Origin of the sequence: Cobetia sp. BMC6 (assembly GCF_029991385.1) — a bacterium.
Classification (GTDB): Bacteria; Pseudomonadota; Gammaproteobacteria; order Pseudomonadales; family Halomonadaceae; genus Cobetia.
The window spans coordinates 42,891-58,347 of the sequence record NZ_JAKUMF010000007.1 but is presented as its reverse complement, the minus strand read 5'-3'; the positions used below and the strand labels follow the sequence as shown (position 1 = coordinate 58,347).

15 protein-coding genes are annotated in these 15,457 nt (G+C 47.3%); all 15 read right to left on the bottom strand.

Going from position 1 to position 15,457, the window contains the following annotated elements; translation table 11 throughout:
• Positions 1 to 10: 10 nt before the first annotated feature.
• On the bottom strand, positions 11 to 1,015 hold the full coding sequence (locus tag MKZ40_RS13120; RefSeq protein WP_175090422.1) for a glycosyltransferase family 2 protein: 1,005 nt from the start codon (positions 1,013 to 1,015) through the stop codon (positions 11 to 13).
• A gap of 18 nt (positions 1,016 to 1,033) precedes the next feature.
• The gene (locus MKZ40_RS13115; RefSeq protein WP_175090423.1) at positions 1,034 to 1,780 is read right to left on the bottom strand and encodes a sulfotransferase; all 747 of its coding nucleotides are present in this window, start codon (positions 1,778 to 1,780) and stop codon (positions 1,034 to 1,036) included.
• A 207-nt stretch (positions 1,781 to 1,987) separates the two neighbouring features.
• Positions 1,988 to 2,725, bottom strand: coding sequence for a hypothetical protein (locus tag MKZ40_RS13110; protein ID WP_175090424.1), 738 nt, complete (start codon positions 2,723 to 2,725; stop codon positions 1,988 to 1,990).
• Positions 2,726 to 2,919: 194 nt separating this feature from the next.
• Entirely contained in the window at positions 2,920 to 4,845 is a 1,926-nt protein-coding gene (locus tag MKZ40_RS13105; RefSeq protein ID WP_175090425.1) for a rhamnan synthesis F family protein, read from the bottom strand.
• Positions 4,846 to 4,857: 12 nt separating this feature from the next.
• Entirely contained in the window at positions 4,858 to 5,901 is a 1,044-nt protein-coding gene (locus MKZ40_RS13100; protein ID WP_175090426.1) for an HAD family hydrolase, read from the bottom strand.
• 62 nt (positions 5,902 to 5,963) lie between these two features.
• Positions 5,964 to 6,512 carry a dTDP-4-dehydrorhamnose 3,5-epimerase gene (gene rfbC / locus MKZ40_RS13095; protein ID WP_175090427.1) on the bottom strand — a complete coding sequence of 183 codons (549 nt, stop codon included), beginning with the start codon at positions 6,510 to 6,512 and terminating at the stop codon, positions 5,964 to 5,966.
• A 377-nt stretch (positions 6,513 to 6,889) separates the two neighbouring features.
• Complete coding sequence (gene rfbA / locus MKZ40_RS13090; RefSeq protein ID WP_175090428.1) at positions 6,890 to 7,780, bottom strand: glucose-1-phosphate thymidylyltransferase RfbA; 891 nt, start codon at positions 7,778 to 7,780, stop codon at positions 6,890 to 6,892.
• A 109-nt stretch (positions 7,781 to 7,889) separates the two neighbouring features.
• Positions 7,890 to 8,783 carry a dTDP-4-dehydrorhamnose reductase gene (rfbD, locus tag MKZ40_RS13085; RefSeq protein WP_254627179.1) on the bottom strand — a complete coding sequence of 298 codons (894 nt, stop codon included), beginning with the start codon at positions 8,781 to 8,783 and terminating at the stop codon, positions 7,890 to 7,892.
• A 2-nt stretch (positions 8,784 to 8,785) separates the two neighbouring features.
• A complete protein-coding gene (gene rfbB / locus MKZ40_RS13080; protein ID WP_175090429.1) occupies positions 8,786 to 9,868 on the bottom strand; it encodes a dTDP-glucose 4,6-dehydratase in 1,083 nt (360 codons plus the stop codon).
• A 61-nt stretch (positions 9,869 to 9,929) separates the two neighbouring features.
• Entirely contained in the window at positions 9,930 to 10,748 is an 819-nt protein-coding gene (locus tag MKZ40_RS13075; RefSeq protein WP_175090430.1) for a hypothetical protein, read from the bottom strand.
• A gap of 17 nt (positions 10,749 to 10,765) precedes the next feature.
• Complete coding sequence (locus tag MKZ40_RS13070; protein WP_175090431.1) at positions 10,766 to 11,485, bottom strand: hypothetical protein; 720 nt, start codon at positions 11,483 to 11,485, stop codon at positions 10,766 to 10,768.
• A complete protein-coding gene (locus MKZ40_RS13065; protein WP_175090432.1) occupies positions 11,478 to 12,515 on the bottom strand; it encodes a GSCFA domain-containing protein in 1,038 nt (345 codons plus the stop codon). The genes MKZ40_RS13070 and MKZ40_RS13065 overlap by 8 nt, the downstream gene beginning before the upstream one ends.
• A gap of 22 nt (positions 12,516 to 12,537) precedes the next feature.
• Entirely contained in the window at positions 12,538 to 13,533 is a 996-nt protein-coding gene (locus MKZ40_RS13060) for an IS481 family transposase (RefSeq protein ID WP_282627921.1), read from the bottom strand.
• 97 nt (positions 13,534 to 13,630) lie between these two features.
• Positions 13,631 to 14,380 (bottom strand): sulfotransferase, encoded by a 750-nt coding sequence (locus MKZ40_RS13055; protein WP_175090787.1) that lies wholly within the window; start codon positions 14,378 to 14,380, stop codon positions 13,631 to 13,633.
• Positions 14,381 to 14,394: 14 nt separating this feature from the next.
• Positions 14,395 to 15,456 (bottom strand): glycosyltransferase, encoded by a 1,062-nt coding sequence (locus tag MKZ40_RS13050; RefSeq protein ID WP_175090786.1) that lies wholly within the window; start codon positions 15,454 to 15,456, stop codon positions 14,395 to 14,397.
• Position 15,457 lies beyond the last annotated feature (1 nt).

Genomic DNA, 15,457 nt, shown 5'->3' with positions numbered 1-15,457 from the left:
ATAGAAATTACTATAGTATGGTAAGGCCATTAGCCACTTTTATTGCTTCAGGATCACCCTTAGCTATCAGTTTTTTTAGCAGTCCGATTGATTTCTCCGACTTCAACTTAATAGACGCCATATCAGACTTAACGTATAAATCAATATCTAGCTCAGCAATAGCGCTGGAGCGGGAATTCATATAACCAAGATAATTTTGTTTCGGCCAGTCAAAATATCTATTTATTTTATCCCAATCATGAGGTTTATACCCTGGACGATTGGTTTTAATCGACAAGGGCTGAGATGGCCTGCCCCTTAATAACAAAGCGGTATATTCAACTTCTGATCTAAACATACGATGAACGATATAGGCCTTTTTTGGTCTGCGCATAACATTAGTAGTATGTTGATCTATAGTTTTGTCGAATTCTATGCGCTTACCGTTTGCATCAACTGGAGATACATCACCATTATACACGGGCACATGAACCCTTACATTTTTAATACTAATGTACTTAATAGGTGTAATAGTTTTCACTAAGGGAGGAATAAAATAGCCATGTTGATTGTCCAAGAATGTGAAGGGTACATTCTTACCAACCTCACAGTGCCATTGGAAACAGATTGGTTGGCAACTATCAGAACTAGTCTTCTTTAAAAAATCTTTTATAGATGTTTTAAAATCACTGGGAATCCAATATTCATCCACATCTATGCACAACCACCAGTCAACATGTTTCTCCAATGCAAAGCTAAGGTCTTTTGCATATGCGATGTTTTGTAATTTACTGGAGACTTGTACATCACAGTAATCTAACCAATCTATAGTTTCATAAGTAACCTGTGGGTATTTTTCGCTTACTTCCTGTAGGATAGATAAGGAGTTATCTGTAGTACGATTCACATAGATATGTATTTGATCAAATCCAAAGTATAAATGATGATAAATCCAGTCTACAAGATAGGGCCCTTCATCTTTAGCAATAGCACAAACACGAACAACTGCACTGTTAGTAAAGTCGTTATCTTTCATAGCTATACTCCAAGAATTCTATTTCTCGACTTTACGTTTGATTTCCGAATATTTATCGTTGATAGTTTTACCTCCAGGCCGTATCTTTTTTGCTTCTATAATAAGCTCCAATGCGACCGCAGGCCTTTTATCTTCAAAGTAAATTGCCAAGTCCCGTAAAATATCTGCATTTTTTTCCGGGTTTTTTATAACTTTTTTATTTTTAGTTTTATGTCTATGCTTCCATTTACTTGCATCAGCTTCGATGCCGTTATTATTTAGAAAGCTAATTAAGGTGTCATTATTCATCGTATCAATATTAAAATACAGGAATCGAGGATTACCAATAAACAGCTTTAAGACATTAGAAGTATGTTTTTCATAATCCATGCCCCACCTGCTTATAACAGCATCTATATCATGACCGCCTTCATCTGAGACCCGTTTTAAGTATGAGCCTTCGTCATGATTAATTCTACTTTTAAGCCATGCGTTTTTATTTCGAGTATTAAATATAAACAATGCTTTGGGATATTGCTCTATCAGTTGTTCTATCAACTCCATAGCTACATACCGAAATACACCATTACCTTCGTAATGCTCCATATCTGTGAATACATCGTAATGTTCCAACCCACTTAACAATGGTTGACCAAGATTATGATTGTCAAAGATTCTCTTCGATACTTCACCATGTTCCCAGTGCGCTGCATTAAAGCCATTCTCTTTGAAGAACCAGTATAAAGACCCTGTACCAGCTTTGTTGAAACCTATTTGAAAAATCATAAACAGCACCTATATAATTTTAAAATTAGTTATTTAATGAGTAATATAGCTTTAATCAAAGTTAGGCACAAGATCACTGAACAATTATAAAAGCTTGTGCGCTTAATTACGCTTACCTAAATCATATTTTACAGTTAATTCTTTGTAGCAATATAATCTATATTTAATCTTTCCTAGTGCGACTAAAAGAGTTTTTGTAATATAAAATTATCCCAAGTCCTCCATCGAGAGTTGGTCTACTGGCAACACCTTGATCGGCTGATAGCCAGACTTGTTGAGGCTCTCGGCCGGTAGACCGAACCACTCGATCAGCTTCTGGTTACCTTGCTTGAAGTGGGCATCAAAGGCCTGCTGCTCCGCGACCGTGAACAGCACATGCTTGTCCTGCTCGGCATCCAGTGCCTTCGACAGGGAGATGATCTTGTCTCGGCGGCGCGCGAATTCTGCATTGCCCATCTGGCCACGGCCGAATCGCTGCACCAGCGGCAGACAACGTGTCGGGAGCGAGGGGTTGATGATTGCAGTCTCATCGGCCTGATTGGCACCGGCACGATACTCGATACCGAAAGATGCCAGGAAATCCTGTACCACCTGTCGGCTATAGGGAATCACGGAGAGGTTCTCTCCACCGACGTGCTTTTCCCACTGACGAACGTGATTCAGATAGTTCAACCAGCTCACATTGCGCATGGCGAGGGTGAACAGTGACGCCCCGTAGCGGATGTTGGGGTCTTTCACCAACTGATTGAACAGCGACAACAACAGCTCCGACTGCGGGCGCACTGTGAAGATGACCTTGACCGTCTCGAAATGCTCCGCGACGAATACCTTGAACCGCGGGTTGTTGAAATACATCGGCGACAGCTCGGAAGACAGCAATACGCTTGCAGCTGAGCTTGCCTGCATCTCTACACGTAACTTCTCCAGGGCATCCGCTGGTGACATGTCGCTCTGATAGGCGCCACTACCTTTGAAGGACAACGCGAAGGGATGATGAGAGTGATCAGGCCATTGCAGAGATTGCGGATAGAGGATTCCCTTGGCAAGGAAATCCTCATGTTGTGCCTGTATCTGCGACTGAACAGCAGATGTCCCCGTCTTGGACCAACCAACATGAAGGTACAGTGTGTCTTTTTTCATCATTCACCAATAAACGGGTTGCGGCCGATCTGGCTTACCAGAGCGCCCCATTTCAGAATCTGGGCTTCATCAAGTGCCTCATCGCCCCTCAGGACGTCCGGCATTCCGAGGGCGCGCCACTTGTCCATCGGATGAAGAATATGGAAGGTCGCCAGGCCCATGTCGCCTGGGCGCTGTGCATCGGCCACGACATTGTCACCGATATGAAGATGACGTTGCCCCTCTTCACGAGCCAGGTCCTCCTTGACCATCGCCCACATGGTGCCACTGTCCTTGCGCTTGCCTTTCTCGCTGGACACCATCAGACGGTAAGCCGCCGAGATACCGGCCTTGCGCAGCATCAGACCGACTTGGTCACGCGTGTAGTAGGTGTCGGAGATGACCCACAGCACATGTCCTGCAGAGCCGAGATGATTGAACAGCTCCACCATCTCGTCCTTGGGCTTGATCATCGCGAGATCCAGCTCGAATTCCCGCTGCATCCAGCCCTGTGCGACATCCTTGCTGACCTTGAACACATCCGCCAATTCGTCATAGATGGCGTCGATCCGGATATCCCCCTGGAAGTTGGCACGCTTGCGGAGTGTAAACTCCGCCTCATTGCGCGTCTTCACGAAATCATGAGCTGAGGAGGCGATGCCCTGCTCCACCAGCCACTTGCCCAACTTCAGCTTGGCATAATCCGGTACGGTGAATTCGCGACGAACCAGCGTATCGAAGACATCGAAGCTGATGATCTGGTGCGCCTGGATGGCCGGCATGTGCTGCTCGATGGAGCCGTGATAACTCGCGGTGATGTAACTCTGGTCAACCGTAAAATCGCCACCGGACGGATAATAGAAGAACTGACGGTAGCCCAGGTTTTCCGCCTGAGCGCCGAGAATACGTTCAAGCGCATGCAGCTTGGAGCCATCATTGGGCAACGGCTCTTCGGGGAAGTCTTCGTACTTCCAGTCCTTGCCGACAATACCCTTGAGCGCATGTGGGCGTGCCCAGAACATGCCGCCTGCGGGATAGCTCAGGAAGTCGCTGACATGATCGATCTCCAGCGCCTGCTGCCACTCGCGCATGAAGCCCTTGTTCATGGTCTGATGATTCACCCAACTGGGCATCATCCAGAATGTCGTCGGGTAATAGACACCGAGAGTCTCGTCAGCAGCGAAGGCATTGAGCGAGCGCTTGACGACTGACTTGTCACTCAGCAGAAATTCAGTGAGGTAATCGGCCCATTGGGTCTGTTCCCGTCCCGAGTACAGGGACTTCTTGGAGTGCAGGTGGCAGAAGAGGTCATACTGCGCAAGCACATCGCCATACTCGACCAGCAGCGGACCGAAGTTGCGCCCACGATTTGGCACGTGACGAATCTCGACATGTCTGACGCAGGCATGCTTCTCGAACGTCTTGCGTGCCAGGGATTCATTCACACCCTTGGCAAGCGTCAGCAGAACATCCACCTGGATTGGCATGTCATCCAGCGCATGGGCGAAACGCTCCAGAAAATCCTCGTAGAAGATATGCAGACAGACCGCCATCTTCAATTGGCTGGCTGCCTCGGTGAGCATGGTGTCCAGAGGCATGCGTGTCTGTGGTATCCAGCGTGGCGTCAAGGGCACATGCTGACGCCCTTCGCGCTTGCCATTCTTCAGATAATGGAACAGCGGGCTCTGCTGGTCGTAGAACACGTCCATATACATGCGATGGTAGCTTTCACCATCGAATGCCGGTGAAGGGTGAATCGGCGCGAAGCGTGACTTGTGGAGATAATCCTTGAAGGCATGTGCCGGTGAGGAGAATTTCTGACCATAGCGCTGCTGATACCAGCTGGCATCGAACAGGCCTAAGGCTTCGGCTTGCTCGAATTCCCGGCGCTGTGTCTTGGTGAGTGATGCAGAATTACGATTGGAGAAGATATTGAGCGGGTTCATGAAAGCTCTCGATCAGATGTTGAAAAGGGCCAACGGGTTCAAGATGCCATTGCCCGAAAAGTCATCGTCGACGAAGAACAGATGCCACGCGCATTGCGGAATGGCCCCCTGACGTGTCGCGAAGTTTTCATACATCTGCTCGACCTCCTCCGGCGTGAAGCTGACCCCCGCCGCCAACCACTCCGCCACCTGCTCGATGGCGCCATCGAAGACTTCCTGCATGTCCTGGAAGTGACGCTGCGTCGCCGCCTGGCGGCCATAGCAGAATTCGAAGCCACCATCGCTGTCCTGACGCACATCCACCACCTGTCCATGCGGCGCCGTCATCAGCGATTCGAACAGCAACGAGCGATCCAGCATCTGATAACCGTCGCCCCAGCTGACGCCCTCACGGAAGACACCGGCAAGATTGGCTGTCGCCCCGCCCTGCAAGGACTTGCCTGGCTTGGTCGCCACATAGTAGAGACCGAAGGTCTCGCGCTGGAGCATGCGCGTCAGCAGCTTCTGGATCGTGCCGGAATAGCCAAGGTCCAGCATCACCGGCGCAGCCCCATCTGTCAGACCCAGCGCCTTCAGGTAGGCCATCACGCCCTGTCGTGTCGGTGCGACCAGCGCCTTCAAACGCTCAAGATGCGGTGTAAGCCATGTGACGACATCATCCTGCTGTTCGGGGAGCTTGACGTGTGTCTGCAGCAATTCGGCTGGCAGTACGCTGAAGGCCTCATGCATCTGCAAACCGAAACGCTTACGCATCAGATCCAGCATGCCGCCTTCAAAATCATTGCCAAGCGCCAGAGGCCAGAGGAAGTCTTCCCCGAGATTGGCCCGGAACAGTAGCGTACGAGAAACCTTGAGATACCGTGGTGAGTGCTCGAATGTCACCAGGTTGCGTACCTGCAGCTGCGTCAGAAGACGCTCGAAGCACCAGCCCTCACGGGCCAGACACACCGGTACACGTCCCGCACCTTGCGCTTCTACTGCCTTTGCATACACCAGGAAGGCCGGCCCCATGAAACTGGCGCCGAACTCCCTGAGAGCCTGACGAGTATTCTTCATCTTCTCACCCATCCATAGCGTTCGAGCTGAAAATTTCCCTGACTGGCATGATGCCGTTCACGTCATGCAAAGACAGCAGCCGTCTCGAAAGATTCACCGTCTTCATCCTTGCCCGACAGCTGCGGCGCTTCACCATTCACCAGCGGCCACTCGACACCCACGCTGGGGTCATTCCATTTCAGCGAATACTCATCACCCGGTGCGTAATAGTCAGTGCACTTGTACTGGAATTCGGCTGATTCGCTGATGACATAGAAGCCATGAGCAAATCCCGGTGGCACCCACAGCATCTGCTGATTGTCTTCACTCAGGTGTGCACCTACCCACTGCCCGAAGGTCGGACTGCTCTTGCGCATGTCGACGGCCACATCGAAGACTTCCCCTTGGGTGACACGTACCAACTTGCCCTGCGGCTGATTCAGCTGGTAGTGCAGTCCACGCAGAATGCCCTGTCGGGATTTGCTATGGTTGTCCTGCACGAAGGTGTAATCACCGCAGTGCTCGACGAATTCGCTCTGGCGAAAGGTCTCCATGAAGAAGCCGCGCTCGTCTCCGAATTTTTGCGGGGTCAGCAGCACGACATCCGGGATGGCGAGTTTTTCGAAATTCATGCGGGAATTGCTCCTTGTCGGGGACAGAAATAGCGTTGGCAGCGAGGTGGCTCATTGCCTTTCTCATCCAGCTAGCTCTTTGCCAAGCCATATTTCGTCAAGCGGTCCTGCGGCACTGACGGCGTCGACTGACACGATACACCACAAAGATTACATACCTCACCGTCATATCACCGCTCGCCAGAGAAGCTATAACCGCCTGCCATAAAAATTCCCGCAGTCGTCGTCATGGTCGGGACGACTGCGGGAGCCTGACTACATTAGCATTGCCTTTAGCCAATTCGTAGCGAAGGCATGACACAGCTCATCATGAAATTTCACTGCAGGACATGTCATTGCAGGGCGTGTCACTGCAGGCTATGTCATCGATCGCTGCGTCACTGATTGCCGCGGCGCTTGTCATCCAGACGCTTGAGCAGGTACTGACCGTAACCGGTCTTCTTGAGTGCCGTACCCTGCTCCTCAAGCTGCTCGTCGGTGATCCAGCCATTGGCCCAGGAGATCTCTTCGAGACACGCCACCTTCAAGCCCTGGCGATGCTCGATGGTCTGCACGTACTGGCCAGCCTCCAGCAGGCTGTCATGGGTACCGGTATCCAGCCAGGCGAAGCCACGACCCAGGCGCTCGACACGCAGGTCACCACGTTCCAGATAGGCATTGTTGATGCTGGTGATTTCCAGCTCGCCACGCTCGGACGGCTCAACAGACTTGGCGATCTCGACCACATCATTGTCGTAGAAGTAGAGGCCAGTCACGGCATACGGTGACTTGGGCTTCAGCGGCTTCTCCTCGATGGACATCGCCTTGCCGGACTCATCGAACTCCACGACACCGAAGCGCTCCGGGTCCTGCACCAGGTAGCCGAAGACCGTCGCGCCGCTCGGCTGGTCCGCCGCACGCTTCAACTGATCTGAGAAGTGCTGACCGTGGAAGATGTTGTCACCCAGCACCAGACAGACCGAATCATCACCGATGAATTCCTCACCGATGATGAAGGCCTGCGCCAGGCCATCCGGGCTCGGCTGCACGGCATATTCGAAGCGCACGCCGTACTGCTCACCATTGCCCAGCAGCTTTTCATATTGCGGCAGGTCTTCTGGGGTGGAGATGATCAGGATCTCGCGAATACCGGCCAGCATCAGGACAGAGACCGGATAGAAGATCATCGGCTTGTCATAGATAGGCAACAGTTGCTTGGAAACACCCCGAGTGATCGGATGCAGACGTGTACCGGAACCACCGGCGAGAATGATGCCCTTGCGCGCCATATCAAAAGTCCTTGTCGTATCGACGTGTAGCGTTCTATTCAGAGAAGATCAGGTGCCGCGGATTGCCACGCACTGAACATGATCCTGCAGTATTGCAGACGTCCCGGTCTCAGCGGTCCAGATGCTCCTGGAGCGTCAAGGCCAGCTGAGATTGCCAGTCCGGCAGCGTAAGGCCGAGCGCGGACTCCAGCTTTTCGAGTGCAAGCCGCGAATTCAGAGGGCGTGTCGCAGGCGTCGGGTAATCTGCCGTCGGGATGCCACCCAGCGTCTGGGGGTCGATCGCCAGCGTTTCGCCCTGCGCGATGGCCAGACGGAAGATGCTCTGGGCGAACCCGTGCCAGCTGGTGGTACCCTGCGGCGCCATGTGATAAAGCCCAGAGTCGATCCGTTGGCGCAGTGCCTCACAAGTAAGCTGGGCGATCAGACGCGCCGGCGTCGGAGCTCCGATCTGGTCATTGACGATATTCAGCGCATCGCGATCACGCCCCAGCTTGAGCATCGTCTTCATGAAGTTGTTGCCGCGAGCGGCATAGACCCAACTAGTGCGGAACACCAGGTGACGACAGCCACTGGCCAATACCGCTTCATCGCCGGCCAGCTTGCTCTCGCCATAGACGGAGAGCGGCGCTGTCGGGCTGTCTTCACGCCACGGCTGCTCTCCATCTCCCGGGTAGACGTAGTCCGACGAATAATGCACCAGGGTGGCGTCGAGTTCAGTGGCTTTCTCGGCCAACAGGGCAGGCAGCTCCGCATTGAGGCGCATAGCGCCCTCGCGCTCCTCTTCTGCCTTGTCGACGGCCGTCCAGGCGGCGGCGTTGAAAATCAGCTGTGGTTGATACGCCTCCACCCAGGCTGATACCGCGGCTAGATCACTGGCATCCAGTTCACTGCGGCGCGGTGCACTCACCTCACCGAAGGGCGCAAAGCTGCGTTGCAACTCAAAGCCGACCTGACCGTTACCCCCCAGAATGAGGATACGGCCCATGCGATGGGAAGTCGTCATCATCAGCTCCCGGTGCCCAGGCGCTCACCACGGTAGCTGCCATCCTGCACGCGCTGCCACCAGCTCTCATTGGCCAGATACCACTCAACCGTCTTGCGCAGGCCGGTCTCGAAGGTTTCCTGCGGTACCCAGCCCAGTTCACGCTCGATCTTGGCGGCATCGATGGCATAGCGCACATCATGACCGGGACGATCCGTCACATAGGTAATCAAGTCTTCGTACCTGGAGATTCCCGCCGGTTTCTCGGGCACCAGCTCTTCCAGCAGGGCGCACAGCGTCTTGACGACTTCGATATTTTGCTTCTCGTTATGACCGCCGATGTTATAGGTTTCGGCGATCTTCCCTTCGGTGGCAACCTTGATCAGCGCACGGGCATGGTCTTCCACGTACAGCCAGTCACGTACCTGCTTGCCATCGCCATACACCGGCAACGCCTTGCCTGCCAGCGCATTAAGAATCATCAGCGGGATGAGCTTCTCGGGGAAGTGGTACGGGCCGTAGTTGTTGGAGCAATTGGTGACCAAGGTCGGCAGACCATAGGTACGCTGCCAGGCACGCACGAGGTGATCCGAACTCGCCTTGCTGGCAGAGTACGGTGAACTCGGCGCATAGGGGGTCGTCTCAGTGAAGAGATCTTCCGGCCCTTCCAGATCGCCATACACTTCATCAGTGGAGATGTGATGGAAGCGGAAGCCAGCGGCCTTCTCGGCATCAGACTCCTTCAGGCCCTTCCAGTACTGACGTGCAGCTTCCAACAGCTGATAGGTACCAACGATGTTCGTCTCGATGAAATCCGCCGGGCCATCGATGGAGCGATCCACGTGGCTCTCGGCCGCCAGGTGCATCACGATATCCGGCTGGAATTCCGCAAAGACAGCTTTCATCTTCTCTCCATCGCAGATATCAGCCTGCACGAAGTGATAGCGCTCGGAGTCCGCGACATCCGCCAGAGATTCGAGGTTACCAGCGTAGGTCAGCGCATCGAGGTTGATGACAGTATGTTGAGTGGAGCGAATCAGCTCACGGATAACTGCTGAGCCGATGAAGCCAGCCCCACCGGTAATCAAAAACAACTTATTGTGCATATTTAGCTTAGCTCCAAAATCAACTTCTCAATTCAAATAAAGCTAAAAGTTCGATATGAAATCAAATCGAAAAATGATCGACAATAAACTGATTCAACTCATCATCACGATTGAGTGCCAAATACTCTAAAATCAGCAAATACGACTTAGACGAAACATCCAATCTATGGTAGTATTCTTTGAACTGAGCGCTTGAGCTAACTGACAAAAGCTCGGTCATGTATTTGTTATTATTGACATTCCAACTAGGACGAGTTGAGTCAACCACTTTCCTATTCGGGCTGATGTGTAAACCATGTATAGGCCGGTATTTATTTTCAACTGAAATAAACACCCCTTTTCTCTTTAAGATCTCATGAAGGATCCGTTCGTCATTAAAGTTTTTAATATCTAAATCAGACAAGCTTGGTATAGGGTATTGAATTTCCTTAGGAGCAAAATGGCAACCAGTAAGCCTAGGATATTTATCGGCAACTGTCTTCGGCCTTACTATATTGCTAAATGATAAATTATTCTTATCCATATGGCTTAAGTGCAACCCTAGGATATCATGCTCCAGGATGAGAATATCTACATCACCAATGTAAACATGTGTATACTCTGTTGACTCAGGCTCTTCAAGAAATCTTATAGTGTGAGGCTTTATTTTCCCGAAAAGATCAGAGCCCCTTATTTTTATTTTGCTGGAGAAATTATTATCAATGTAATCGAGAGCAGGACCATGAATACTAAAAAAGTCTTCAACATCCTCCACTACAATCTCTATATCAGAATCGGGATTATAAGATAAAGCAAAAAAGATATATAAAGGTACAAACTTATAGTACTTCTTATTAGCTACCGTAAAAAAAAGCAGCTTATGTTTGTCAGAAATTGGCATTTAACTATCCCCAGCATTTATTTAGAGAGAATATCTTTTTCGATATAATTCAAGGTTTCTTCTAACCATAACACGCCAAAATCAGAATTCATATGCACATTATCTAACTCCGGATGTAACTCCTCATCAGTCTTTTTACCGATTGACAATTTTCTAGATCCAGATGTATAAATAGGCTTTGTATTTCTGCCATTTACTATTGTTATATCTGGTTGAGATATTAGCATAGAATTTTTATTATTGTAATAACGCTTATTGATGAAAGAAATACCTTTGCGATAATCTTCATTATTCTTTTTACTTTCAGATATCCCTCGACTCACTAGAGGATTGTGACCAAAGTAAATTTTTTTATTTGTGGCTTCGCGCAGCATATTAAGTAAGTATATACCCAACACATTGTTAGTATTATCTTTTATTGACTGATTTAAAACCGCTTCCGAATAGAATCCATTACTGGCGAAGTAGGGTTTAATCCCTGATCCGTAAATAATAAATACATCATAGAAGCTAATATCTATAGGCATTTTATTGTTAGATGTGAAATTTAAAGCATTTTCCAACACTTCATCATTCGTAGTGATGACTCCGTTATCATAAAATAAACCATAGAGCTTAGTACCTCTTTCAGCGTAAAAATCAAAATTTACGTCAGAGTATCTTTCATGAATTATATTAGTCCATGCTTGATATAATGAAGCAACATGACTGTTCCCTAAAACACAAACATTAATCATTTCCGAAAGCCTCGAGTAGCTCTTCTTCACATTTAATATCAGCGACCTCCCTCTCTTCAACTACGTTAAAAGGTGAGCCGTATTTACCATGAAGAGATATAAAGAAGGAGTTCATAACAAAATTCACTCCAGGCCTACTAACACCTCTCTTATTAGTATTGAAAAAGGCTCCCTGATATACAGGACTATTAATTATTTCGTACGAAGGGAAATAATCAACAAAATCATATTGACTTGAAACCTCACCTGCGACCGCTCTTAAAATAGATTTTGAATGCATAGTAGCTACAAGTACATTATTAGCAGATTTAGTAGCAGTTAATGGCACAGGGGATACAGTTAGTATTACTTTTATCTTTGGGTTTATCTTACGAATCAAATCAAGAGAAGACACCAAGTTATTATAAACATCACTAAATGAGCTATTTTTATATGAATGTAATTCATCATTAAATTCACCAGCTATCGTGCCTGGACATAAAGGGTACTCGTAACCTTTGTCAGAATTTATCCAGCACTCAGTTAACCCCATAGTAAAAATAAAAACATCTGATTTTAATATAGAAGTATGAAACTTATTTAGGCACTCAAGTCGTGAAAGAACTAGTTCATTTTTATTTTCAAATCCCAAGGGCTCAATGGCTGGACGAAAAGGGTCAAAATATCTACTGTTTGATAACCAAGTTTCATCGGGAATATTATCCGGATCAATAGACCACTCTATCCATTGTTTTAATAATGATGTTGTATAAATATTGCCGGTACGCGCAGAGAAAATATTATAATTATATACTTTGCAACTCTCCTTAGCTAAGCTATGCGGTGGACGTTCGAATATCATCCACTTATACCCTCTCGACTTTAAAGCTTGGCCTATATGTTGAGCAAAGCAAGATCCATAGCTTACAATCTTATCATTTAATTCAATATTAAATTTCGGATCCCATAAATCATTTATTTCTAAGAAATTTTTTTGAGCTACAAAAAGTTTCCAGAACTTATCTTGAGGTAATTTTTTATATGGATGCATTCTGAATGCCTCACTGTAAAAGCTATACGTAAGTGTCGGGTGCCGTCTGATTGACTATAGCTTGCGTAAACAGCTCAGGTCGTTCGACCTGCCACTCCTTCATTGCTGCTATAGGCGCTTTGTGGTGTAGTGCTCTCTGAGGAATGTGGTGGTTATAGAGCCAGCAATAACGCTCGAGTGTCTGTTCTAAATCTTCACTTGAGTCATAACGCCGAGTCGCCAGTACATCGCTGATACGCCCATTGAAGCGCTCCACCATCCCGTTCGGTTGGGGTCTGCCTGGCCTGATCAATCGATGCTCGATGCCATGGCTCTGACATTCCTGATCGAAAAGGTGATGTCCACTGGGCTTAGGTTCGCCACCCACGGTAAAGCGATCGGTAAAGGATTTACCGTTGTCCGTCAGCACGGTTCGAATCGTGAAGGGAGCCTCCTCTTCCACACGCTTCATGAACGCCTGGGCGTCCTTTGCAGTTTGACTTGATCTGACCTCCAGATACACCCACCGAGTGGCACGATCAATCGCGACGTAGAGATAACGCTTATGATCTTCGTTAGGCATTTGGGGCAGGTGCTTGATATCAATGTGCACATACCCGGGCTCATAATCCTTGAAAGGCCTATGCTTGGGCTTCTCATCCTCCTTCGCATCTTGACGCGCCAGCTTGGCGAGAGTTGGTACATCACGTCGTTTGAGCATGCGCTGAAGTGCGGAACGCGACAGATTGGGGTTCAGGAATTCCCGAGCAACGACAAGTAGATCATCGAGCCCCAAGCGAAGCAGTTCACGAGCGGCAATGACGATCTCTTCCTGTTTTGAGGTCAGAGTCGCGAGTAGATTATGACGTGTGTGGGAATGATCCAGGACATCATCACGATAGCGCCAGCGATGTATAGTTGAGACGCTGACCCCGAACTGACGAGCGAGATCTTTGTTCGTCATGCTGGAGGGAGCTGCTTGGATGTCGGCACGGATTTTCGGTGTCGTCGTCGCTTGCTTATGAAGCTTGATGTCCATGAAGCTTTTCCTGAATCAATTGCTTGATGAGCTCACGAGAGGCTAACAAAGGATAGCTTCGTTGTGAAATCTGATCATCCGGCACCCTACACGTAAGTTAGATTTTACTAAATTTCTCTATTTCATATAAAGTAGTCCTATCCATATTTTCATCCAAATATAGCTTTCCTTCTTCGCTAAGATTTCTCAGCTTAGGTTTGACCTTTTCAGCATACTCTTCCATCATTTTGCTATGTGTATTTTTTAAATCATCAGTTTTTTTAATATCTAGGTGTGAAATTATCCTTTCAATATTATAGCTAGCCAAATCAGCAGTAGCATCAAATAAAGCTTCATATTTAATTACTAGTATATCTACACCAGAGTTTAATGCCTGCAATGTTTTAACTATTGAGTCATTCCAATGAAATACCGCTTTTTTGTAATTATTTTCCTTTGGCCAGCTATCCTTAGGATTTTCTGCACGCACATTAAAAGAGTCAGCTACATCATAAAGATCTCTATAGATGAATATAAACGTAGGTTTCTGAGTAAAGCTATTTGTCAAACTATTATAAAATTTATAGATCATGGGGTATTTATCCCCTCTGATCGTGGTTGAATCATATTTTAATTTCAATTTATCATAATACTTAACATACTTACCTTGAGACATGTTAATATTTGTTTGACTATCTGAAAATTTAAAAAAACTATCTTTACTAAAAAATGATTCATTTATATTTTTATCTTTATATGCATACTTGAAGCGCTCCATTCCAATTGCAATTTCATCGGATGAAGAAAGGAGCTCTGTCAGTGCTGAGGTGCCAGATCTGGGACAACCTGCAATAAATATATATTTCATTTTAGTATATCCTTTTAAATAAATAGCTTGGCTATTGATGCAGAAGCCCGGTTAACACTAAATTCACTTGCTTTACTTAATGCTAGTTGATGCATAGCGGCCTTTTGAATAGTGCTCTTCTCTATATATAAACTAAGGCACTTTAAAAACTCTTCATCTGACCGAGTATCGATAATATAGCCATCCACATTGTGGTTGATGAACTCAGGAGCACCTCCAATCATAGGCATTATAGAAATTGCTCCGCATGCCATTGCTTCTATCCCTGTTCGACCAAAAGCTTGAAAATCCGAAGCGTCTATAAATAAATTTGAAAGTCTTAACTCCTGAGCGACCTGCTCACGAGTTAAGCGTCCTTTATTTACAACTCGCGGGTCAAGAATAATACCCGCTGTATATAGCTCTGAGTTTTCACATCCGAATACTGAAACTGAGACATTATCGTACTGCGCGATAATTTTATTAAGAACTCTTGCTGTTCTGTTCGGCGCTCTACGTGGAGTGCCTGGCCGTATCATAGCAGTAACATGAGTAGCATTAGAATAGGTTCGTGCTATAGGAAAGTAGCAATCATGGTCAATACTTGGAGAAACTAGATTTACCAATGCATTATGATTACCTTTAATAACATCAATGATCCATTGTGTTTTGGCAAAAGCAATTACATCATCTAAAGAGCCGTAGGACTGTCGTACTTTTTCCCATTCCAATGATTTTTCTTGGAAGAACAGCGGCTCATAGTCCTGTATATAATAAGCCTTAGTGACTTGAAGCCCTCCCAAAACCAACTGATCAACCATAGTAAAAACATCGACTGCTTGTGTTCCAACAGTCGCAACGACTATTGTATCATTCTCTATTTTTCGAGAAAGGTCACTGTATCCGTTAAACTCAATCAGACGTGTAACGACTTCTGATATTGTTGCATAACATTGTTTAAAAGTAGAAATATTTTTATCGTTGACTGCAATCCTTGCATCTATACCTAATTTCACTAGCCCTTTGACTTCTTGTACAACTGAATTAGCACCACCAGAATAACCTGCTACAGGCAAAACGAATATGATTGACTTCATT

Excerpts from the sequence above, each read along its gene's own strand:
- rfbD (WP_254627179.1), bottom strand. The coding sequence starts at position 8,783 with ATGACGACTTCCCATCGCATGGGCCGTATCCTCATTCTGGGGGGTAAC.
- MKZ40_RS13120 (WP_175090422.1), bottom strand. The coding sequence starts at position 1,015 with ATGAAAGATAACGACTTTACTAACAGTGCAGTTGTTCGTGTTTGTGCT.
- rfbA (WP_175090428.1), bottom strand. The coding sequence starts at position 7,780 with ATGGCGCGCAAGGGCATCATTCTCGCCGGTGGTTCCGGTACACGTCTG.
- MKZ40_RS13070 (WP_175090431.1), bottom strand. The coding sequence starts at position 11,485 with ATGATTAATGTTTGTGTTTTAGGGAACAGTCATGTTGCTTCATTATAT.
- MKZ40_RS13060 (WP_282627921.1), bottom strand. The coding sequence starts at position 13,533 with ATGGACATCAAGCTTCATAAGCAAGCGACGACGACACCGAAAATCCGT.
- MKZ40_RS13110 (WP_175090424.1), bottom strand. The coding sequence starts at position 2,725 with ATGTCACCAGCGGATGCCCTGGAGAAGTTACGTGTAGAGATGCAGGCA.
- MKZ40_RS13105 (WP_175090425.1), bottom strand. The coding sequence starts at position 4,845 with ATGAACCCGCTCAATATCTTCTCCAATCGTAATTCTGCATCACTCACC.
- MKZ40_RS13065 (WP_175090432.1), bottom strand. The coding sequence starts at position 12,515 with ATGCATCCATATAAAAAATTACCTCAAGATAAGTTCTGGAAACTTTTT.
- MKZ40_RS13075 (WP_175090430.1), bottom strand. The coding sequence starts at position 10,748 with ATGCCAATTTCTGACAAACATAAGCTGCTTTTTTTTACGGTAGCTAAT.
- rfbB (WP_175090429.1), bottom strand. The coding sequence starts at position 9,868 with ATGCACAATAAGTTGTTTTTGATTACCGGTGGGGCTGGCTTCATCGGC.
- MKZ40_RS13055 (WP_175090787.1), bottom strand. The coding sequence starts at position 14,380 with ATGAAATATATATTTATTGCAGGTTGTCCCAGATCTGGCACCTCAGCA.
- rfbC (WP_175090427.1), bottom strand. The coding sequence starts at position 6,512 with ATGAATTTCGAAAAACTCGCCATCCCGGATGTCGTGCTGCTGACCCCG.
- MKZ40_RS13115 (WP_175090423.1), bottom strand. The coding sequence starts at position 1,780 with ATGATTTTTCAAATAGGTTTCAACAAAGCTGGTACAGGGTCTTTATAC.
- MKZ40_RS13100 (WP_175090426.1), bottom strand. The coding sequence starts at position 5,901 with ATGAAGAATACTCGTCAGGCTCTCAGGGAGTTCGGCGCCAGTTTCATG.
- MKZ40_RS13050 (WP_175090786.1), bottom strand. The coding sequence starts at position 15,456 with ATGAAGTCAATCATATTCGTTTTGCCTGTAGCAGGTTATTCTGGTGGT.